This window comes from Glaciecola sp. 33A, assembly GCF_002836745.1.
GTDB lineage: Bacteria > Pseudomonadota > Gammaproteobacteria > Enterobacterales > Alteromonadaceae > Glaciecola.
The window spans coordinates 111,429-133,882 of sequence record NZ_PJAR01000035.1 but is presented as its reverse complement, the minus strand read 5'-3'; the positions used below and the strand labels follow the sequence as shown (position 1 = coordinate 133,882).

At 36.0% G+C, this 22,454-nt stretch carries 16 protein-coding genes; 6 read left to right on the top strand and 10 right to left on the bottom strand.

Annotated elements, in window-relative coordinates; translation table 11 throughout:
* Window positions 1-300: 300 nt before the first annotated feature.
* From CXF81_RS06885 to CXF81_RS06875, 3 genes are all read right to left on the bottom strand, one after another.
* Complete coding sequence (locus CXF81_RS06885) at window positions 301-1,092, bottom strand: hypothetical protein (RefSeq protein ID WP_101180626.1); 792 nt, start codon at window positions 1,090-1,092, stop codon at window positions 301-303.
* A gap of 166 nt (window positions 1,093-1,258) precedes the next feature.
* Complete coding sequence (locus tag CXF81_RS06880; protein WP_101180625.1) at window positions 1,259-2,137, bottom strand: glycosyltransferase family 2 protein; 879 nt, start codon at window positions 2,135-2,137, stop codon at window positions 1,259-1,261.
* Window positions 2,138-2,479: 342 nt separating this feature from the next.
* A complete protein-coding gene (locus tag CXF81_RS06875; protein ID WP_101180624.1) occupies window positions 2,480-3,439 on the bottom strand; it encodes a sulfotransferase family protein in 960 nt (319 codons plus the stop codon).
* A gap of 879 nt (window positions 3,440-4,318) precedes the next feature.
* Here CXF81_RS06875 and CXF81_RS19830 point away from each other — a divergent pair.
* Window positions 4,319-4,483, top strand: a complete 165-nt coding sequence (locus tag CXF81_RS19830; protein WP_157825517.1) for a hypothetical protein — start codon at window positions 4,319-4,321, stop codon at window positions 4,481-4,483.
* 85 nt (window positions 4,484-4,568) lie between these two features.
* Window positions 4,569-4,847 carry a hypothetical protein gene (locus CXF81_RS06870; RefSeq protein WP_157825516.1) on the top strand — a complete coding sequence of 93 codons (279 nt, stop codon included), beginning with the start codon at window positions 4,569-4,571 and terminating at the stop codon, window positions 4,845-4,847.
* Window positions 4,848-4,902: 55 nt separating this feature from the next.
* On the opposite strand, the gene CXF81_RS06865 is transcribed toward CXF81_RS06870, so the two are convergent.
* Entirely contained in the window at window positions 4,903-5,079 is a 177-nt protein-coding gene (locus tag CXF81_RS06865) for a hypothetical protein (RefSeq protein WP_232771812.1), read from the bottom strand.
* A 595-nt stretch (window positions 5,080-5,674) separates the two neighbouring features.
* Between CXF81_RS06865 and CXF81_RS06860 the strand changes: the two genes are divergently transcribed.
* The 4 genes from CXF81_RS06860 (at window position 5,675) to CXF81_RS06845 (ending at window position 12,494) form a co-directional block, all read left to right on the top strand.
* Window positions 5,675-8,152: an immunoglobulin-like domain-containing protein gene (locus tag CXF81_RS06860; RefSeq protein WP_101180622.1), complete on the top strand. Its 2,478-nt coding sequence runs from the start codon at window positions 5,675-5,677 to the stop codon at window positions 8,150-8,152.
* A gap of 550 nt (window positions 8,153-8,702) precedes the next feature.
* Complete coding sequence (locus tag CXF81_RS06855; protein ID WP_157825515.1) at window positions 8,703-9,512, top strand: hypothetical protein; 810 nt, start codon at window positions 8,703-8,705, stop codon at window positions 9,510-9,512.
* Between the two features lie 158 nt (window positions 9,513-9,670).
* Complete coding sequence (locus CXF81_RS06850; RefSeq protein WP_101180620.1) at window positions 9,671-11,002, top strand: O-antigen ligase; 1,332 nt, start codon at window positions 9,671-9,673, stop codon at window positions 11,000-11,002.
* A gap of 160 nt (window positions 11,003-11,162) precedes the next feature.
* Window positions 11,163-12,494 (top strand): glycosyltransferase, encoded by a 1,332-nt coding sequence (locus tag CXF81_RS06845; RefSeq protein WP_232771811.1) that lies wholly within the window; start codon window positions 11,163-11,165, stop codon window positions 12,492-12,494.
* 224 nt (window positions 12,495-12,718) lie between these two features.
* Here the strand turns inward: CXF81_RS06845 and CXF81_RS06840 are convergent, their stop codons facing one another.
* The 6 genes from CXF81_RS06840 to CXF81_RS06810 all read right to left on the bottom strand — a co-directional run bounded on the left by CXF81_RS06840 (window position 12,719) and on the right by CXF81_RS06810 (window position 21,968).
* Complete coding sequence (locus CXF81_RS06840) at window positions 12,719-13,711, bottom strand: hypothetical protein (RefSeq protein WP_101180619.1); 993 nt, start codon at window positions 13,709-13,711, stop codon at window positions 12,719-12,721.
* A 341-nt stretch (window positions 13,712-14,052) separates the two neighbouring features.
* On the bottom strand, window positions 14,053-14,934 hold the full coding sequence (locus CXF81_RS06835; protein ID WP_101180618.1) for a hypothetical protein: 882 nt from the start codon (window positions 14,932-14,934) through the stop codon (window positions 14,053-14,055).
* An 840-nt stretch (window positions 14,935-15,774) separates the two neighbouring features.
* Window positions 15,775-17,118 carry a hypothetical protein gene (locus CXF81_RS06825; RefSeq protein ID WP_101180616.1) on the bottom strand — a complete coding sequence of 448 codons (1,344 nt, stop codon included), beginning with the start codon at window positions 17,116-17,118 and terminating at the stop codon, window positions 15,775-15,777.
* 171 nt (window positions 17,119-17,289) lie between these two features.
* Window positions 17,290-18,393: a glycosyltransferase gene (locus CXF81_RS06820; RefSeq protein WP_101180615.1), complete on the bottom strand. Its 1,104-nt coding sequence runs from the start codon at window positions 18,391-18,393 to the stop codon at window positions 17,290-17,292.
* A gap of 1 nt (window position 18,394) precedes the next feature.
* Window positions 18,395-20,275: an asparagine synthase (glutamine-hydrolyzing) gene (gene asnB / locus CXF81_RS06815; RefSeq protein ID WP_101180614.1), complete on the bottom strand. Its 1,881-nt coding sequence runs from the start codon at window positions 20,273-20,275 to the stop codon at window positions 18,395-18,397.
* 214 nt (window positions 20,276-20,489) lie between these two features.
* Complete coding sequence (locus CXF81_RS06810) at window positions 20,490-21,968, bottom strand: oligosaccharide flippase family protein (RefSeq protein ID WP_101180613.1); 1,479 nt, start codon at window positions 21,966-21,968, stop codon at window positions 20,490-20,492.
* Between the last annotated feature and the right edge of the window lie 486 nt (window positions 21,969-22,454).

Below are 22,454 nucleotides of genomic sequence, written 5' to 3'. Positions count from 1 at the left end.
TCGAATACAAAGCGAGAGGGCACTTTTAAGGTATTTAAATTGGATGAATAAAGTGCGTGTATGGCTGCCTATTCTAAATTTGTGTGGGGATTACCGCATTGCCGATCACTCAACATCTACAAACTGGTAAATACCAATTAATACCTGACGTCATCAGATGCTTCATTGTAGTATCGAGTATCGAGTTTTGGGGATCGCATCACGAAGTAGCTTAAATAATGGCAGTTACACGGAACCTGGTACAAGCTCCTTGAATTATAACCAACAAACCTCACCATGCCCTGTAGTAGTAGTAATAATTTAGTTATCTCTCGTCGATATATCGTTACACTCTATTGTAGTTATGGCGTGACTATACCGCTGAGACAACATAAACCAGATAATCTGACATTCAGGTTGCTTCAAATCTAGACACGCATTGTAAACCTCAGAGCATAGGGAACGTATTTCGTCTCGAAATTTTATACTGCCGATATTGTATAGTATTACACCAGTATTAACGACTCTATTAGAAGCAGATAAACCTCTCGAAATGTGATCATTTATGAAATTAATAGTATCATCCATCCCTATCATATATCTTTCTTGCTCTTTTGCTTCTTCAACTTCATCCCATACCGATTCTTTAAACCTGAGGGTATGCCGGATAACAATACCTTTTTCGCATAGTTCTATTAGCTTTTCAATATCATCTGTTATGCGACGACTATCCATATATAATATGAAATCAAAGTCATTAAGTTGTCTTTCTACATCGTCAGGTAGTACTAGAAATTTTATCTTTTTTGCCGCTAAAGAGGAAGAAATACTGTCGATACCGCTTACATCATCATTGATGAAATAATATGTCCACCCTTTATAAAGGATGTCAGATTTTAGACTGGCATTATTAGTAAAAAAAATAGATTTAGAACAATTTTTAGGCGCCCTTGGCACCACCGAGTCTATTTTAAAAAGGGAGTATAAACTAATTGGTATTAAATTCTTTATGACAAATTTAACCAACAGAATGAATTCTTTTATATTTCTCACCCTTTTAGGCTTTTTAAATTTGTCACCAAACCAACAAGATAAAGCTAAAGTTTTTTGCATATTCTCTCTTTTTCAGTATTGCTAAATTCGAATGCGTGACACTTACTTGGCACATACTGCACTATGTGCTGTATTTTATATTCAACTTCTCAATTAATAAACTTATAACGTTCAATATTCCTACTAAACAGATCATTAACCTGAAGTAAAAAGGCTAGTTGTATCTTTAATTAACAAGTAATTTTAAAATAGCAAAAAATGTTGTTTTGGAAAAAGAAGCTTGAATACTCTTCATATAAAAGCTAAATGCTTTAAATTTTGCAGTTTTTCTGAGGTTAAATGCAATTTCAAAATAGACTCTAGCAAAATATTGCTTTTGATAAACTTTTGGTATTTCCAGGTCATTGATTAGCTTTCGTCTCGCATTTAAGTCGTTTTCATACATTATCGACTTATCGCTACTAAATTGCCCTTTATGAAGTCTAATTTTAGTTAGTTTTTTAGGGACACACGATGCGTCATAGGAGTAAGTAATTCTTGTCCACATATCACAATCGTCAACACCGAAGAAATCTGGGGTGGCTTTAAAAAGTCCTACTTTGTCAAAACAAGTTCGCCTAACGATCACTGAAGAGTTAGGAATAAAATCTGCCAAGAATATTTCACCGAATATTTTACCTTGATGGGATATTTCAAAATTTGGAATGGGCAAATTCTTTCCGTCTTTAAACCCCTCCGCAAAAGTATAAACCAAACCAATCGCTGGATTATCAAATAAATTTATCTGTAACTCTAATTTTTCCGGTTCCCATAAATCGTCGTCGTCCAAAAATGCAATAAAATTACCTTTAGCGTGTTCTATACCATTGTTTCTTGCTGCAGCCATTTTTTGGTTTTTTTGATGAATATATCGAATTTTTCCTGTTTCAATATATTCTTTAAGTGTGCTCTTTAGCTGATTTGGGCTGCCATCATCAACGACTATAATCTCAACGTTATGGTAGGTTTGGGTAAGCACAGAATCAATAGCCTCTCCTATGAATTCATTTTTATATCCGGGAATAACAACACTAACTAGCCCTTTGTCACTCGATATTGCATTCATATTACCTACTTAAAAAATTATTTTTACTATCCGAAACTGATTTATCAAAACTCTGATATTCAATAGACATTACTTTAAATTACAATTATCACATTAACTCAATTGAATATATAAAAAAACCATCAAATTGACGGCTTTTGCAAAGTTCATTGGAGTAATGACATCACCTAAAGTAAGAGAAATTAAGTTAACGTGATCGTGAGTCCGCTAAAAGTTATGAATTAACTGATACCAATTTGTTCTCTAACTGTTTAAAAAGCAAAATAAATTGAAACGAAGGGATTTTTGCTTTTGTCGAATTGCCACTCGATGTATGCAATGTAAAACACGTTAATTGCCGGTTCATCTTATTCTTCGGAATTTTCTTTCCACAAATCTCAAAGGCCACGAAAGGTTCCACCATATAGTGTTGTATGCCTCTCCAAATAGCCTTTTGTAAAGAATTTCTTCCTTCTTAACTACTGTCAGATGCTCACTAATTACTCCATTTAATCCTCGCAAGTATGCTTTAAAACAAACATCTATATTGTCAATTTCTTGCTTGTTAACTGGAAATTCGTTGACACAATTATAAAGACTTAAAGCAAGTTCACAGATAGCATCATTTGATTTGTTTTCACTAGTTTGACTTGAATGATTTCTTAATTCAACGCTTATGAAAGCGCATGCTTCAATAACTTTAGAGTGCAATTCTGGCGCGTATGTATCGATACAATTTTCTACTTGTTTTTCAGTATCATTCATTAAATTATCGTAGAGCATAATGCTATGACTATCTTTATGATAATTTTCAAAGCTACCCAGTGTATAATGTACCCATAAAATCAACGATTTTTCGATCGAAAACTGATCACGTTTTTCTAGCGACCGGAATACATCCATGGGATGGCGAACCATAATCAAATAATGAGGTTTGACTTTTAAATCACTGAATACCTTCAGCCAAAACTGCATCAGAACTGAGGTCCTTGGGTCTTTTATACCCCAGTAAATGGCTTTGTCATACTCTCGCACCAATAACTGTTTAGCCATAGCAAGTTCAATTGCGATATCACATTTCATAATATCTTTTTGAGCGCCTAGAGGGTCATCCCAAGATGACTCTAATTTCTCAAACAAGCGCTCATTTAGCTGAACTACAAGCGAGTTTTCAAAGAAACCTTTTTCGTTTACGCCTTTTTGCGCTTTAAACAGTTTCTTCCCCATCAATACACCTAAATGCGAAAACACACCTGAAATCGCAGAGGTACCGCTTCTGTGCATTCCTAGCACTATTATTGCTTTACTTTCTTTAATACTCATATAAAAGGATTCGATATATTTAATTTTTTTTTAATACAGTCTTAACTGCATCAATATGAATTTTGTTGAACATAAACTGGCTATATTTAGCGTCGATTTCTAATTTTTTTAACGCACATTATTGGCGATTTGAAATTTAAATGTTTAAAAATCAAAATACTAACTGCTATTATTAGGCAATTGCAACAGGCTCTAAATTAAATTAAGGTAAATAACATTGAGCTGGCTATTCATTCAGCGTAGATAACTGTAGCCTTGTTCTCTCAAATCCGACCAGCTTCTGATACGAATAGTAAGTCATATTCATAATACTAGCAAAAGGATATTTCTCAACGCTTGGCCTGATATGTTTGATGTAGGTTTAATTTTGGGTTGATGTCACATTGGTATCAAAAATTCAATTATTGTTATTTTTTATTTATTAAAATACAAAATAGTAAAACGTGGCTAGATTGCTAGTAATTCTATATGGTAAGTCGAAGGTTGAGCCATTGTTTAGGTGTATTAAACGGAAACACTCTGGTTGGCGTACACTTCCCAGGTAGCCTTACCAATGACCAAAATTCCGGCTGTTTCTTTATTTACCCGCCAGCCCCGATGATTAAATGGCTAGTTTTTAATCTGAATTCAAAGGTCAAATGAAGTTGTCGAAATTGGAAACTGAAAGAACTCCCAAAAATATATAACTACTGATTTAAGTCAAAAAAGTGAATTTACTACTTGAAACTTTATAGAAAAAAATTTTAACTCCCGGAATCCTGTCCCCTAAAATTGGCTACAAGCAGTTAATTTTGTATTTTTTAACATACCTTTGTATCAACTTGGTAATCTAACTTTATCTCAGCTAATGCAACTTTAGGTGTTATATGGGACAAACTCTTGGCTGAGGGTGAAAAGATATTGGGTGCTATTGCATCTTCAGATTACCATGGCGACTATATGGATTATGGTCCATGCGAGTTTTCCCGTATTCACGTAACAACACCGCAAAAAGAGTATACGGTATTAATTCAAGGTATAAAAGCGGGTACTTTTTTGGGCTGATCATGGAAAACTACTGCGCAATTATGAGTTCAGCTTATCCAGTGAGGATGGGATATTTAGAGCATATCCTGAGGGCACACTAAATTTGATGGGAAGTCAAAATGTGCTGTCTGTTGATATTAACGTTGAGCGCAGTGAAACTTATGCTGACGACTTTCTACGATTTGATTTAATAACAAACTGCAGTAACGACGACGTGATTGTTAAAAGTAAGTTGGTGGCGCCAGAGCAGAGCAAATTCTCGTGGTTATTACCGATAATGGAAGAAAACGGACGTTGCTTTGTACGCTCTAGGGTTGTCAGAGAGTCGCTGGAGGAAAACAAATTGAGTGCTTATTCGAATCCTATTTTTATTGTTTATTAATTCCTGATTTGGCAGTGTCAAGTTATTCAATTTTGATGAATAAAGGCCAGTATGACTACTTATTCCAAATTTTGTACACAAATCGCCCTAGTTCATTCAACAAATGCTCAGTCTCGGAAATTCTGTAATTACTCGCTTTCATTAAATGGCGACCAAGCCTAAATAGATTATTAACCACACCATGGCATGATAAAAAGCGTTGAGCCTGACCTTGTGATTTAAATTTCCTCATCTGCCTTTCCTAGCCAAATGATATTAACCGTCGTTGATGCGTTCAGCGCATTTGGCTAATCAAGTTTAATTCTGCGTTTCATCCTTATCCGTTTTAAATATAAATGTCGCTCATTTGATACATTAAATTCTTTATTAATTACATACGCTTACGAGGTTTTTAACGATTTTTTACCTTTAAACGTTGCAGAAAAGAAACACATTACTTTAGGTATACGCGCTACATTCCCAATGAAAATTGTTAAACACATGAATTATAGCAATAAAATAAAATTGGCATGTATTTTGATTACAATTATTGGGAAGACATTATTTCTCAAAACGCTTCAGTATTAATTAAAATAAAAGCAAACAAAAAGTCTAACCGATGTGATTAAATATAACTAAGGAAAATACCAAAAATTGAACCACTTACTGCATGAATTCTATACATTTTATTTAAATAGCAATACGTATTCAAAGCCCCTAACTATACCTAATGGGCAACATAGGGGTATTTTTCAAAATACCTTTGTATCGATCTGAAAGTCCTCTCTCTTCTTTCTTCATTTAAAATCGTATTATCAAATCGAAGCAGTACTTTAGGACTTGAGATTGTGAAAACTTATCAAAATTTATTAAAATCAGTATTGATAGCTGGGTTTAGTCTGTCGCTGCTTGCTTGTGGTTCAAGTAGCGAAATAGCCGCTCCTGCTGAGGCTCTAGTGGCTCCAGCACCGGCGCCAGAACCTATATCGCCTAGCGACCATGAGCCGCCAGTGATTGAGTTAATGGGCGAATCGCTCTATAGTTTAGCGCTTGGCCAGCCTTTTGAAGATCCAGGTGCTAAAGCCATTGATGATGTCGATGGTGAAGTACCTGTCACTGTCAACAGACCCACGTTATCAAATATTGGTAAATATGCTGTAGTCTATTCCGCAAAAGATGTTGCCGGCAATGAGTCATCTGTTGAGAGAACGATAATCGTCAACGATGTTGTTGCCCCTGTTATTTCCCTCAACGGCCCTCAAAGCATGAATTTAGGGTTTGGAGACCCTTACAGCGAGCAGGGCGCTACTGCAACAGATGATGTTGATGGGAATGTAGAGGTAACTATCAATGGCTCTATTGGAGAAGGTATTGGATCTTATACAATTATTTATTCTGCGTTAGATAAGTCTGGTAACCAATCATCATCAAACAGAACAGTAGTCGTTGAAGATTTACTCGCCCCAGTTATTACACTGAATGGCCTTCAAAGCATGAACTTAGGTTTTGGAGAACCTTACAGCGAGCAAGGCGCTACTGCAATAGATGATGTTGATGGGAATGTAGGCGTAACTATCAATGGCTCTATTGGAGAAGGTATTGGATCTTATACAATTATTTATTCTGCGGTAGATAATTCGGGTAACCAATCATCAACAAACAGAACAGTAGTCGTTGAAGATTTAGTCGGTCCAGTTATTATACTGAATGGCCCTCAAAGCATGAACTTAGGTTTTGGAGAACCTTACAGCGAGGAAGGCGCTACTGCAACAGATGATGTTGATGGGAATGTAGAAGTAACTATCAATGGCTCTATTGGAGAAGGTATTGGATCTTATATAATCATTTATTCTGCGGTAGATAAGTCTGGTAACCAATCATCAACAAACAGAACAGTAGTCGTTGAAGATTTAGTCGGTCCTGTTATCACACTGAACGGCGCAGCAAACATAAACCTAGAATTTGGTAAGTCTTACGATGAGCAAGGTGCAACTGCAACAGACGATGTTGATGGTGAGCTAGAAGTGACGGTTGAGGGAAGCGTAGGGGAAGATGTTGGTATTTATATAATTTCCTATCTAGCAACCGATAATGCCGGAAATGAGTCGATTATTGAGCGTCGCGTAAAGGTTGAAAAGTTCTTGTTTGAAGCCGATATAGCAAAAGATATTCTTCAATCTACGCCTACTGATGCGACTATTCCATTGGGCTTGCAAGCGACTATGGACATCGAGTATTTGGGGGCTTTTAGAGTCGAGGCTAACGGTGAATCTAATTCAAACTTTGCTGTAGCAACTTTGGGTTTTAACCCAGATAACAACAGCCTATTCATGGCGGGAAACACCCAGAATAACGCAATCGCTGAGTTTGAAATCCCAGATGAGCTTTCAATGGAAGAAACCGTCGGCAATATTATCAAGGCGAATGTTTTTCAAGATTATGTGACTGTTCTTGATAAATTAGAGGTGGGCAGTCAAAATAACAAAATCACAGGATTACTGTATTTTAATGAAAGTCTGCTGGTATCTTCGGAGAGATGGTATGACGCTTCCGCAAGCAATATGGATAACTTACAAGTATTTTCAAAGGCGGCTGATATAAATTCATCACCTTTCAATGGAATGCTGCAGCTTCAAGGTGGTGCAAAGGCTGCCGGCTATATGTCAAAGGTTCCTTCAGAGTTAGTAGAAAGTCTAGGTACAGAGTATATCGTTGGTTGGGCATCAAATTATTCTATTACCGGGAGATACTCTCAAGGTCCAAGCTTATATTCATTCACACCTGAAAGCGCTATTAATGCTGTTATAACAGTTGACAGAAAAATAAATACAGAAGCACTAATGGTATTTCCTGCTGAGTCAGGAAAGGAGTTGGTTGATGGGGGGACAGAGTATAAACAGCAAATAGACCCAATATGGAGTCCATTGGCTAAAGCAAAGTATGGATTTATAGTGCCTGGAACAAGTATTTTCATGGCCATAGGGTACAACGGAGGCATACATAGCGGCACTGGTTATAAGATCACGCAAGATAATGGTAATGTTTGTGCCGGTGGATGTGCATATGGACACGATGATTATTATAACTTTTTTTGGTTGTTTGACATTAACGAAATGTTAGAAGCTGAACAACCTTGGATGGTTAGACCTATTAGTTATGGTAAATGGAGTCATCCATATGATAGTGGTGGTTCAAAAGCAGTTAATGGTGCTACCTTCGACCATAATACAAGTACGTTATATTTGTCTTTAAATGGTGCTGGTAAGGCAGGAAACTATGACTTCCCCCCTTTGATAGTTGCTTATAAAGTCGAAGCAAAAAACTAAGGCGCAACAATCCTATTAGGATAAACAAAGATTGGAATTTTTTTAATGGCACTACCACACAGTTTTAAGCAAAGTATTATTTGAAATACCGGAAATTAGTGCGACGCGCATTTGAACGAAAAGATGATATTAGATTCGTATTTACTATAGTAAAGCTTGCTAAAATAAAAAATGTGTCTACGTAGGCAATTTTTTTAACTGTATTGACATTTAGTTATCCATACTTAAAGTATGGATAACTAAAGTATGGATGTGAGGTGAATGAAATAGTCTTAGGGAGGTAGTAAAAAAATATCGAGAGTACAGGCTGTGCGGCGCTGCATTTTGTCCGATGATTTGACTACCATCAACGGCATGGGTCGGCCAGGACATAGCAGATCATATGCAAAAAAAGGTTTGGTTTCGGTGTTGTTCTAAAGGCTTTGATAATGATATGAAAACGGCTCATATCTTAATATTTAAAATTTTACCTTCGTTATCATAGCTTTTAAAGCAAAGAAAAACAGAAAAAATATAGTATTTTCCGATAGACTATTTTTATCACGAAAAAATGATAAAAAAAGAAAGAGCTAAACTAATGTGTCTCGATGATGTGTTTTTGCATAACTTAAGGTTAAAGTCATTACTCAAAATGTATTGCAGTTCGTTCTATGAAGTAGATCACCATTTAAAACATTCGTTAAGTAAAAATAGGGGCTTTATTGAAGATGGCTACATTTTATGGATTGGGCATATTGAGTACTTACCTGCACTAATGCAGTCCTTAGACAATATCGAATTAGTGTATCCTTTAAAAGTCTTAACCGATTTAGAAAACATTACCAGTAGACTTAAATTTTTAAAATCAAATATCATAAATCCTAATATTCAGCAACATGACTCAGACTGGTACCTAAACGGTTATAAGTTACAACAATGGACTGCTGAGAGGCAAGAACAATACATGGCCAGTTGCAAGGGGGCTTTTGATGCAAAAAGTGATAGTTTTGCATACGCCAAAAAGCCCCCGACCAAAGCTCAGCAATATATTTATAATAGAATTCCATTTGCTATGGATTTGTGTTCGTATAGTGCTGAGTATTTTGAGAAACGTGGTTTGGTAATCCCTAATTTAACTCAATTAACTAAATGGCATTCTAAAGAATATTTTGACGAGATAAGTAATTTTGTTGATGAAAATCAGGGAACTCAGAGCATTGAGTATGTAAGCATAAACTATCTAAAATATATAACCCAAACAAAAAAAACGCTCACACCATATTTTTTAACCTCGTATTTGATTAATTCTTGGGCTCAAACAATCTGTTTAGCAGAAAGACTTTTAGAGAAGACTTACGCTAGGTTTAAGATATATAACTAGGACAAGACGCAGATTGTATTGAATTTTAAAAAATAACTAGCAAACCGCATTGCCATTAATTTTTAACGCTTTTTTAAAAGGCTAGATGCTGAAAAATGAAACTACTTAAGAAAGACGCTTTTTCAAAAAATATATCTCCTACCAAAGGGCTCATCTAAATGCTTAGTGTTTTGTTTTTTGTACTAACCTTTTGTACCACTATAACTTTAGCAATCCGCCAAAGCGCAGTTTATCTCTTTGTGTTATATCAGGCATACTACTTCTTCAACCCAAATACCAAGTGGTGGGGAAGCTATATTCCCGATATCAGTTATTCATTTTATATCGTGCTTACATTACTCGTTATAACGATCATCAATTGGACGAAATTATCAGAAAATAAGTTAGTTGCAATACCGCAATTTATGTTTATGTATTTTACAGCTTTTCTTTACTTTGTCGCATCGTTTTATGCAATTCTTCCGGATGTTCACGCTATTGCTTTCGATGCCATCCTCACTGTCACGGTTTTAGTAACAATTATATATAAACTTGTTAGAACTGAAGAGCACCTAGACATTATCTTGATTGGTTACGTAACTTTTGCTGGTTATATGGGGTATTACGTGTCTCAATTTGGTAGAACAACGAATGGTAGATTTGAAGGTGCGGGTATGGTTGATTCACCAGACGCTAATGGACTTGGTGCGGCCCTTGCGCCAGCAGTTATTATTTGTTTGTATTATTTATGGTGTAAACCGAAATGGTGGGCAAAGCTCTTTTTTGGCATTATTGGTATTTACTTAGCTAATTCACTAGTTCAAATTGGGAGTAGAGGGGCTTTTTTAGGTGTATTATTTGGCTTAACCGTTTTTATTTGGATATTGTATTTTTCTAAATTACAGCGTAAAAATCAAAAATCAGGTGTTGTTGCACTAGTTTTTATAGGCTTAATTGGCCTTTCTGTAGTAGCCGATAGTGCTTTTTGGGAGAGAATGGGAACAATAAAAACTCAGGATGTTGAAAGCGCAGCAGAGCAGGAGTCAGGCTCAACGCGTGTTTATTTTTGGCTGGCGGCCATCAAAATGGCAAAGGATCACCCTTTTGGAGCCGGAGCTTCAGGGTTTATCTATTATTCGCCCATTTACATTAGTGACGCTGTCCAAGATACCGGTGGAAGCAGGAATAGAGCGGTACATTCCACATGGTTTGAAGTATTAAGTGAAATTGGTTATTTGGGATTTATTAGCTTTGTAGGTATGATATTGTATTCGTTTGTCACTATTTTTAGAACAATGAAAAAACTAAAAGAAGAAAAGCAAATTGAACAATATTTCAAAGTGTTAGCTATAGGATGCGCACTTTCTTGCTTTGTAATATCGATGACATTTTTAAATAGGTTTAGGGCAGAAATATTATATTGGTGTATTCTCTACACTGCAATTGCATACAATATTTTCGTTCTGAAAAGTGATCTTGCAATAAGGGGCGAACCTCCGGCAACAAGATAATATTTACGTTACAGCAAATTCAAAATATATCGCGTAGAAACAATGACAATTAGACAAAAATGAACAAAGTGGAAATATACTTCGCAGTAAACGTGTTGTATGCAATTATAAAAAGTTAAGGAAGGGTTAAAACTGTGCCATGTAGTTCTAGGAATGTAATGTGAATGTAAAAAGTTATATATTAAAAGCCAAAATAATAGAAGCTCTCAAACATGATATGCCATTATTGCAACTTCTGTTCGTCAGCCTATTTTTAACAAAGGCCCTAATTCTTTTACTTAGAGGAAAAGAGCTTGAATATATTGAAACATTATGTCAAGTGCATCGAAGTGGCTGGTTCGGTAGTGAAAAAGTTGTCATTTTTTTGGTTAAAAAGTTTGTTTTAAATTCTAAAGGTCTGAAAAATAAGTTCATTACAGATATAAAGGAAAGGATCGTTCCTTTAGATAATATGAAACGTTTTTTTGAGGATCCATTGGCCCTCTTTGATGGCGTTTGCTTAATTGTTAAAAGTCCAAGCAACCATCAAAAAGGAGTAGTTATAATTAAATATTCATATTACTTTTCACTAATGTTTAAGTTCTTTGACATGAATGAATTTTCTAGTCGATATCATATAGTTTTGGAGCCTAGTTGGGCTGGAACATGTGATACTGGGATTTTATGTTACACAAGCTTAACCGAACCTGTGTTTGTAATGGCATATGAAAATAGAGACTTCAATTTTTTGGACGCTCTTAATAGTAATCTTGTTCCAGTTAAGTTGAGTTCAAATTGGTGGGTTAATCATGAGATTTTCAAGCCCAAGGCTGAAACTGAAAAAGATATTGACATAGTAGTTGTATCTGGCTGGGCTAAATTCAAGCGCCATCAAGATATTTTTAAAGCATTGTCCAAAGTTAAGCGAGTACTACCTCACCTTAAGGTTGCACTTGTCGGATATCCCCATGACCTAACAATAAATGACGTTAAAGAAATAGCAAACCACTATAATCTGGCGGAAAACCTTACGTTTTATGAATGGATATCGCCGATGGAGGTGAGTGCGCTATACTCTCGTTCGAAAGTTAATCTATTGTGGTCTAGGTTTGAAGGATTGAACCGAAGTATTATCGAAGGGATGTTTTGCGATATCCCTTGTATTATAAGGGACGGCTTTAATTATGGGCAAAAGTATTCATACGTTAATGATCATACCGGTTATTGGTCAACAGAGGATAAACTAGCTGAGGATATTATGTATGTTTTAGAAAATAGAGATAAGTTCTCACCGCGGCAATATGTTATGAAAAATCATACATGTATAAAAGCAACTGAGATACTACAAGACTCAATAAATACTGTAATGTCTGAATGCTCTGCTGAGTGCTCATTTCAGGGAATTGTGATTAAAACTAATGAACTTCACGGGATGACATATTTCGATAATCAAAATGATAGAAGGTTTGATGATGATATAGAAAACATCAAGGAATGTTTAACGAAGCTTTAACAGAATATGTGAACCTGTAACAGATTCTGTGTAACTGCCATTAGTTAATGTACTTCTCGAGGCGTTCCCCGTAACCATCGCCTTAGGCCCGTTATAAATTGGCATCACCCACTTTTTGATACCTTGATGGTGGCTAATTATACCATTTTTTCGTTTGCTGGACGCTTACGTCGTTAAACTGACTTACGGTAACTGAACCAGGTCACTATACGTAAGCTTATTAACTAACTTTTCTTCAATTTAATCATTAAATTTTTCCACGAAGAGGCGTTTTTCTTGGATTTAATCCAACTCTTTGGTTCTAGTTCTACTTCTAAACAATTGTCAGCAATTTTAGCTAACCAAGAGTGAGGCAATCTGCCCAGTTCTTTATATGCGGTATGTTTTCTGATCTCTTTAATGAATTTTGCCAGGTTTAAGCGACTAGCATATCGCTCTAATGCGGATGATAGCTCTGAGAGCTGCTCAAACATAACCGCATCCTTGATAATAGCTAGTTCAAGTTCCACATCTATTTTACAATAATTAGGAACTACAAATGGTTCACTGGCGTTAACAATTCTTTTATAGATAGCCAACATCTTAAATTTTAATGGTAATTTTTTACAATCCGTAACACCCAGACTAAATTGGTTTGATAAGGTTGATTGATAATCTCCATAGTTACTTAATGCACATTTTAAAATCAAATCATAGAATGAGCGATAGACATAATGAATCAATGGGATTTCGGATTCATAAGGTTGAGTAGGTACCGTCGTGATACACTCATGATCCCTAAATGAATGGCAAATATCTTTTTTTATCAGGTACTTGCATTGTTTATCATGAAAGCCATAAACTGTATCCGAGGGAAGATTTAAATAGGGTGCAATAATCCAATTGAGTTTGACATAATCGTGAGCTAGCAATGTTTCAAAGTATTTTTTATCAACGTGCAGATACTCATCAACATCCACACTTAAGATATGCGAGGATTTGACATAAGGAAGTGCTATTTTTTGAACACCTTCTAACAAATTAGAAGGTTCTATTTCTAAATGTAAATTAATATTCGAAATATTATTACATATGACTTTCAAATAATCGTAAGGATTTTGATAAGGCACAACAATATGAAACTCAGTTACGCCTAAACGCATATAGTGCTCAATAAACGACACAATATAAGGTGCCTCAGCATCATATGCTCTCGTTACAACTGCTACGGAATTCAAATCACGAGTTCTCCTTTCTTTAAGCCAATAGCTGTGTATATAAATATTAAAAAATGGAATTTATTAATATTCAAAGAACCACGAGAACGATATCGATGTAAGAGAACTTTACTCAACGAAATAAAATTCTTATTCTCAAAAATATTGTTAATCGACGCTATTTTAATCATAAGTGGTAAATTTGAAAAACACCAAAGTGTTCCTAATTTGAATTCATGACCAAATATCCGTCTTGTTTTTTACCTATCTTGGATACCTAATATTGACATGCTAGTAGCATACCAATCTCTTAATAGGTGGCCAAATTAACTACGCCACTTCACAGTTATACAACACCCTCATTACTGTTCGTCTTTATTTAGTCGTAATCCAAATTCGCTTATACAATTCTCAATTGCTAAGTCATTTAGAGTTTCACCTTCGATACTTTCAGACTTTAAAGCCTGATTAGTATGCCAAAGAGCCTTACTTTGACTGCCTGGTACATACTTCATCTTACTCTCTTTCATTGCCTTGTTATACACAAAGATTTGTTGATATTTATCGATTGATGCAATTGCCCAAAACCAAATATCATCTTGATGCGGTGCTAGCTCTTTGAATCGATCACCATATTTGACTATCGTATCTATAAAGTTGACCGGATAACACACACCGCCAACACCCGTAGGAATGATCAAGCGACTTGGAACGTCGTCTTTTGGTCCTATCAATGGCAATGAATTATAAAAATCTATTTTTCCATTTTTAAAATCTATTTTTCTAGCTCGTTGTGAGTATATTATATTGCTTTTTGACTTTATAACTTCACAAAAGATGCTCAGCAAATTTTTAGGGTATATAACGTCGTCATCTATAGTGGTTATAAACTCGATGCCATTTAATCTATTCTCTAAGGACGCAACAGGTACTAATTTTGTGTAACTTTTAATATCCTCATATGCAATAATTTCTAATCCTCTCTTTTGTAATCGTTGCAGAGATTTTGGTATGTTTCTCAGATCATAATGACTTAACCAAAGGACTATTCTTTTGGGCTTGGAACTCCCCAATGCAATTGATTCAATAGTAACAGCAACCGAGTTAACTCTATGTTGATAGCTGGTTAAAGACACCAGAATATTTGATTCTTCATCCAAAATAGAACTATACGAAAAGTAGTTATTCAAGTAGTACCGAAAGCGATATACTTTCTGAAGCATGATTTTTATCTGGCTGATCATTACATATTAATCCAATTTTAATACTTATCATTAAGCTTTAGGAAAAGATATTACTCTGTTCTATGTAATAGGTTTCTCTGCTTAAACCCACTCAAAAAGTATTCTAGCGGCATTTCTATAATCAATCACCGTCGTTTAACATGCGACTCTTAAAATACAGTGTTAGTTTGCGGAATAATTTATTAATTGTCAATTACCTTGGGCGCTCGCGCTGCCTTGCTAAAATACCAAACCATCCACTTTCCTAAAGGAGTTCTCATACTCAATGAATGATTGATCGCCGTTTGACCAAAGCAATCGGTTCAGATTGCAATATTTTACATGTGCCGAAATATCTTGTGTGATATGCTCTTGTGTGATACGGACTCTTGACGGTTTAACCACATTTAACGTGTCCGGTAAGTAAACAAAAACTAGCCTTATTTCCCTTGCAGTTGCAATATCGTTTTTAATTAAATATAGCTATCGTGATGGTGAGGAGAGGCCATGAAAAGTGGGTGCGCTATTCAATTAGCTTGAGCAAAGCAAACTTCTACCAAATAAGTATTGCCGTGAGAGCGATTTCTGCGCGCTCTTTTTTCACAGTTCAAGAAGCAGTTATCATTCCACAGCTCAGCAAACCTGAGTCAAATATCGAGCAATTGTTGCCATGTGAGCAATGTAAACCTCAAATAAATGATATCGCTCGCTCTGCGTTTATCCAATTTAATTCAACTCTCTCACAATAACATTCGCATTTGAGCACCAACTTCCGTTAAATCCTAATAGTTGTAGCGTATTTCGATCGGTATATTGTTGTAATAAAAAATTTAATTTAAACAATCTTGCTTTTTTATCTCATTACGTAAAAAACTCAACAATATCATGATGAATTTGACTCGGTCTAACTCGATTTTTGTGCGTTTGCAAGCTTTCCTCTCTAGACTTGAGCCAATACAAACCGACAGGATTATGCATTCCGGTCTTGGCTTCTTTCATTCGGTAAAATATGTCGCTAAAAACGTATTTTTCTGTAGGACTTTTTTCAGAAAAATACAGTGCTTCGTTTTTTACTAGCTTTGTACATCTGCAACTGACTGATAAAGTTCTATTGTTACGACTTATCATAAATAATTTATTAGCCCCTTCGTGGAAATATTCCATGCTATCCAAAACATAATGTCCAAGCTCTTCCTCTAGCTGAATCGCAGATGCTTCATCAGGCATTTCCAGGTAAAATTGCTGAGCCATGATTGGCTTATACTTCGTATTTTGGGGTATATTGAATTTTTCAAAAAAACGTACATCACTTTTAATATGGTAATAGTGTCTTTCATTTTTAACGTAAGGTTCTTGACTAAGACCTGTCGTAAACAATATGGCAGTATCCTCACCGACTAAGTCACGCAACTCACCAACTAAATAGTCAGTATTTTTATATGCTTCACGAATTGCGTTTGCTTTATCTGAATTTGCTTTGTCTTTAATATGACCAAATTTTTCAGGTTCAAAATCTGACCAATAATGATGTTGAAAGTGCGCAACTGCGTTTGAAAAGAAAGTGCAAAATTGAGGTTGCTCTTTATTATAATAGTGTTTAAAAACATCTAATTGTATACGATCTAGGCACATAGCGCGTTTCCAATCGTCTTTTTTTAATACTTTTTCGCGGTATAATTGCCCTAGCAGACTAACAAAAGTTTTGAAACTGACACCTTGCTGAAACAATGACTTAGCAAAGTCACTTTGGGAGATGGTACCGGCACCAGAATGACTTTGAACTGATTGGCTTACATATTTATAGTAATTCAACATTCCATCATTGTGGGAAGGCTTAACGTCAGTGCACCAAGGGTCGGGCAAAAACCGTCCTTTAAAATTCTCTGAATACTTTGCATTCATGCTTCCACAAATCCAGTTTTTTAAACCAAATTTTTCAGACAAGGTATCCCATAAAAATTTCCCTTCAAAGTCTTTAAGTGAGTTGAGGCCTCTAATGTTATGCTGATCCCAATCAATACCTGTATGAATATCAAACCACTGTACCCAAGGGTTTAAAGCTTCACCAGTAGCGTCTGTTTCAGTTTCCATTGTTATTGAAGCATCTCTCAACAGAGCAAAATTGGGAAGTACTCCTTCATCAATAAATTGCTCTACCAATGATGGACTTAGCTCATTGAATTCCATTACGAGCATCTTTTTCATATTAATTCCCTAAGCAAACTGAGTTTTTGCATCTTAATTTTGGTGTGTTTTCACATTTTATATTTAAGCTTAAAAAGAGCCCATTTACAATATTTTTGAGGATAAAAATTTATCTTGTTTGAGTAAAGTTTGTTGCATAAAGTTCGGTTTTATATCTAAGCGGGCTACCTTCTAATAATAATGCCTCATATACTCAGAACTCATTTTCATTGATGAAAAGAATTGCTCATAACGCTTAAAGCCCCGATTTCCCATAAGTAGTCTTTTTGCTTCATTCAACATCAGCTCTTCTATAGCAAGCGAAAAACTCTTACATATCTTATTTTCCGTAACTAACCCATTAGACTCGTTCGAAATTATTTCTGAATTACCCCCAGCATCCGTAACCACACAAGGCTTACCCACCGACATGGCCTCAAGAAGAGTCATAGATGTTCCTTCACTCAATGAAGATAGTAAAAAAATATCGAAAATCTGAATATAATTACTAGGGTTTGTAATGTAGCCTGTAAATATGACCTTGTCAGAAATATTAAGCTCATTACATTGTTCTTTAAGTGCGGTACTTAGTTCACCATCACCAACAATAACCAACTTAGCGCTCGGGTAGTTTTTGAGCACACTATTAAAGGCATCCAACATCATTGCATGATTTTTAATCGGGTCCAGTCTGGCAACAGTGCCAAGCACTATGTCATCATCACTTATAAACAATTCGCTTTTTAGTGCTTGACGCTCTTCTACGGATGTGGTTTTCAACGCTTTAATACCGTTATAGATAATGTCAATTTTATTCGCTGACAAAAACTCATAATCAACTAGTGCTTGTTTAGTGGCTTTGGAAATTGTGGTAATTGAATCAGTAAAAAATGACAGAATAGGATTAACGAATTTTCGCTTCCAACTACTAGAGTCAGGATAAAAGCGGCCATGCTCCGTAAATATAACCTTTGTATGTAAGCCGATTGCGGCAATCACCCCATAAACCCAGGGTGAATATTGATGACAATGAATAACATCAATTTTCTCGCTGGTTAGCACTTTTCGGATACTAGCGATCATTGAAAAGTCAAAGCCCTCTTTTCTGTTCTTGCTGTGAATCGTTGTTCCGTTTGCTTCAAGTTCTTGGCCCCATGGGCCAATGGGCTGTTCGATACAAAAAATAGACATCTGAAATTTGGCTGTATCGACGCCTTCAATGATGTTTTTGATCACCATTTCCGTGCCGCCGATGCGCATATCATAGGTTACATGTAGAATTTTTTTCTTGTTCATACTAGTTCATGTACCTTTGCCACCACATTTCATACATCAACATTGACCAAAGTAAAGCACTATGGTCTTTGCGCGCTTTTTGATGTTCAGCCCATAAATGCTGAACCTGCTCCATATTAAAAATAGCGCTTAAGCCTTTAACGTCATCAATTAGATAACGCTGAGCAATATCTTTTATTTCAACTCGAAACCACTGGGCTAGAGGAACTGAAAAGCCCATTTTCTTTCTATATAAAATATCGTCGGTCAACAAAGGCTTAAATGCCTCTTTTAAAATGTATTTTTTCTCTTTATTTCTAAATTTAAGTGCTGAGGGCAATGTTGCAGCAAATTCAATCACTTCTTTGTCTAAAATAGGCGCTCTTACTTCAAGTGAATTGGCCATGCTCATTCTATCTACTTTAACCAGTATCCCACCCGTCAGATATGTCTTCATGTCTGTGTAAAGTATTTTACTCAAATGGTCGGGCCCATCTGCTTCACGGTACTTTTCAAGGGTGAGAGAAGAGGGATGGTAATCATTCAGTTCAATTTTAACTTCGTCTTTTGCTAGCTTTTGCCAATCATCATCGGTAATAAAGCTATTGGTAATGTAGAAACCCATTTCAGGGCTAACACTCAAACTTGTTAGCAAATTTTTTGCGCGTTGGAACAGAGGCAGATTTATTGAGCCACATGCTCTTCCAAATACAGGAAATAAAGACGTGCGCATCCATTTGGGGAATTTGTCTCTGAGTTGGTTTTCGACAAAATCCGTCGAATATTTTTCATAGCCAGCGAACACTTCATCACCGCCATCACCGGCAATAGCAACCGTGACCTCTTTGCGCGCTAATTCAGACACGAAAAAAGTAGGAACAAGGGATGGATCTGCAAAAGGTTCATCGAAATAACTAACAATATCTTCCAGCGTATTGGCAACATTTTGGTGTACTAAAAATTCGTGATGCTCGGTTTTATATTGCTTAGCAACGGCGGCTGCAAACTCGGCTTCATTAAACTTTTCATTGTCAAAAGCAATCGTGCATGTTTTAACAGGCTTATCGGATAGACCCGACATAGTGGCAACAATACCACTAGAGTCGACACCACCACTTAAAAAGGCACCCAGCGGCACATCACTTATCATGCGCCTTTGGGTACTTTTTTTGATGATTTCTTGCAGCTTAGCCACACTTTCTTTTTCATTTACCGCGACTGGTTTGGCAAAACTCAAGTGCCAATATTGTTTGATCGTCATGTTTCCGCTTTCTAATAGCATATAATGAGCGGGAGGGAGTTTATGAACGTGTTTGAAGATGCTTTTAGGGTCGGGTATGTATTGGTACGCAAAAAAGTCATGGATAGCATCCAACCGAATTTCTTTTTTTATGTCTGGCAATGCCAAGATGGCTTTAATTTCAGAGCCAAAAGCAAACTTGCCATTGTCGGTATAATAGTAAAGGGGCTTTTTACCAAGTCGATCTCTGGCAATAAAAAGTCTTTTATGGTTTTTATCCCATAATGCAAAAGCAAACATACCGTTTAGCATTGCCAAACAATCTACACCGTGTTTCTCATATAATTTAATAATAACTTCGGTGTCAGTGCCAGATGCAAAGATTTCACCTTCGTTTTCCAACTCTTTTCTTAATTCTAAAAAGTTATAAATCTCACCGTTGAAAACAATGACAATGTTGTCATCGTTAGAAAACATAGGCTGATTGCCCGCTTCAGACAAGTCGAGAATACTTAATCGGCGGTGACAAAGGCCCACCGAATCATCTAAATATTCGCCATGAGCATCAGGTCCTCTATGAACGATAGCATTACCCATGCTAAGCAAATTTTCTGCTGTTAACTGCTCAAATTCCGTGGTTAAAAAACCTGCAATGCCGCACATATGAACTTATACCTAGTTGGTTTCTGATTTAATATAGTCACTGAAAAAGGTGTTTTCATGAGAATCACATAGTGTTAATACCTGCCAAACATGAGTTTAGGTCGCTCTATTTGGTAAAGCAACCTAACTTTCCATCCAACTAAAAAGTAGTAAATATCAAAATTTTTTATAAACATTACTGGCAACGCTCGTCACACAATCATTGTTGTTACTTTTAATTGCGAACTAATTTTTGTATGACCGGTGCTGAAATTCTGACTATTAATGAAGATATATATTCCCATTCAGAGAAGCGTCGAAGAAAGAGAAAATAACACAATCCAAAACTAGCGTAAAATAAGGTAAAAAAGCAAGCTGACTTAAAGCCTAAATCAATCAGCGCAAAAGTGGACAAGCTAGGTAAAAATGAGGCAACAAAAACTGATACGATACATGAGCTAATGATCAAGAAGATTCCAAAAAACAATTTGACTGTCGTTATAACGTCGGTATACCTCAGCGAAGCATAAAGTAGAAAACAAAGCGAGAGTAACTGTTCTATTCCCACCCGAGTATATGTAAAAATCATTAGATCATTAAATCCAATAGTAAACAGTATCGAGTAAATAATTGTGAATGTAGTTAATTCATACAGCAATATGTGTTTCGGTTTATTAAAAATAATCAAGGTTTTACAACAATGTTGGTGGAGGGTTGCAGAAATAATTAATAAACTGAATCCAGCGAGCAACTGGGAGTATTTGGTCCATTGATCGCCTAACAAAACTAGTGTAGTAAGCTCATGAAAATAAAAAAGAAACGCTGAAATAGGCGCCGCTATTAAGAGAGCGATGAGGAGGGCTGAATTGTATATTTTTTTATAATTATGAACGTCAACGGACGCCTTTCGCATTTCGACCAAAAACGTCCCAGTCATGGGTAAGATGAAATGAGAGGTGGGAATAAGCGCTATATACTTCATTGTATAGTATGAGCCTAGCTCTGCTTTCCCGAAGAGTGACGATGCTAAAAAGGTGTCGAGTTGCGTTCGGAAATATCCTAATATCGACTGCGGAACTATCCACCCCGAAAAAGCCCATTGCTTTTTGGCATTGCTCAATTCGAATTTAGGCTTGAAGGGGTAAATAATATAATACCCGATTATCATCGAAATTTTACTAACCGCTTGCGATACAACTAAGGCCCAATAACTCTCGTAAACTAAGGCAATTGATATTGCAGAGCAAACAGCGAGAACTTTGCCCAATACAGTTACTTTAAAGATAGCCGCGTACTCTTGCTCTCTTTTCAGATAAATAATGCCGGGATTATGCCAAGCCTCAAAAAAATATACCAACGCCAACGCAAGCATTAAATTTTGCAGTCGAGGGTCTTCATAATAACTTGAAACAAAAAATGAACTACCATAAAGCGCTATGCTGAGTATTAGCTTCAACAATATATTGATAGTCCATGATGTGTTTACTTCTGAATCGTTAATTTGGTCGGCTCGCAACAAGTATTGAACTGAACCTGTATTAGAAAGCACCTCAAAAAAACCAACGATCAAGGTTGCTATAGCAACAATACCAAAGTCCTCAGGCAACAGCACTCTAGCCAAAACCAGTGTGCTCACTAAGCCAATTAGTTTGTCTAATACCGATTGACTAACCAACAATAAACTGCCAAAAACTCCTTTTTTTAAATTACTCATTTTCACTCAATGTAGGATACTCAATTTAGTCACTGTTTCTTTCAGAAAATCACTTAACGTGAAATACCATAATAAAGCTGGGAAATAATCGATTTTAAGCAGTGAGAGAATAAACGCTATACATTCTCTATGCAACTATGACGAACGCCAATTAATCAGAATTGTAATATGCAGTAGCTATCTTAAACGCCACAAAAATCGGATTTGAATAGGCACTTAAATCATGTGCATCTGCCGCACTCCTGACAACGCGAGAGCCAACAAAGCATGAACTTGCTTGTTTTGTGAGTGGCAAAAACACATTCAATGAGCTTTGCTTCGGCGGTATAAAATTGCTCTGAACATAAACCTTACCCCTGTTACAATTGGTAATTAAATCAAACCTTAAAAATCACTAGCGTAATTTGCAGCGCGATCAATTTTAAGGTCGATTGACAAGATATTTGTGTTTTCAGAAAGCTTAATAATTCGTCCAAGGTAGACTTG

What these genes read in the sequence shown, in the direction of transcription:
- CXF81_RS06835 (WP_101180618.1), bottom strand. Translation starts at nt 14,934, where the DNA reads ATGATCAGCCAGATAAAAATCATGCTTCAGAAAGTATATCGCTTTCGG.
- CXF81_RS06850 (WP_101180620.1), top strand. Translation starts at nt 9,671, where the DNA reads ATGCTTAGTGTTTTGTTTTTTGTACTAACCTTTTGTACCACTATAACT.
- asnB (WP_101180614.1), bottom strand. Translation starts at nt 20,275, where the DNA reads ATGTGCGGCATTGCAGGTTTTTTAACCACGGAATTTGAGCAGTTAACA.
- CXF81_RS06855 (WP_157825515.1), top strand. Translation starts at nt 8,703, where the DNA reads ATGATAAAAAAAGAAAGAGCTAAACTAATGTGTCTCGATGATGTGTTT.
- CXF81_RS06825 (WP_101180616.1), bottom strand. Translation starts at nt 17,118, where the DNA reads ATGAAAAAGATGCTCGTAATGGAATTCAATGAGCTAAGTCCATCATTG.
- CXF81_RS06880 (WP_101180625.1), bottom strand. Translation starts at nt 2,137, where the DNA reads ATGAATGCAATATCGAGTGACAAAGGGCTAGTTAGTGTTGTTATTCCC.
- CXF81_RS06875 (WP_101180624.1), bottom strand. Translation starts at nt 3,439, where the DNA reads ATGAGTATTAAAGAAAGTAAAGCAATAATAGTGCTAGGAATGCACAGA.
- CXF81_RS06820 (WP_101180615.1), bottom strand. Translation starts at nt 18,393, where the DNA reads ATGAACAAGAAAAAAATTCTACATGTAACCTATGATATGCGCATCGGC.
- CXF81_RS06865 (WP_232771812.1), bottom strand. Translation starts at nt 5,079, where the DNA reads ATGAGGAAATTTAAATCACAAGGTCAGGCTCAACGCTTTTTATCATGC.
- CXF81_RS06885 (WP_101180626.1), bottom strand. Translation starts at nt 1,092, where the DNA reads ATGCAAAAAACTTTAGCTTTATCTTGTTGGTTTGGTGACAAATTTAAA.
- CXF81_RS06810 (WP_101180613.1), bottom strand. Translation starts at nt 21,968, where the DNA reads ATGAGTAATTTAAAAAAAGGAGTTTTTGGCAGTTTATTGTTGGTTAGT.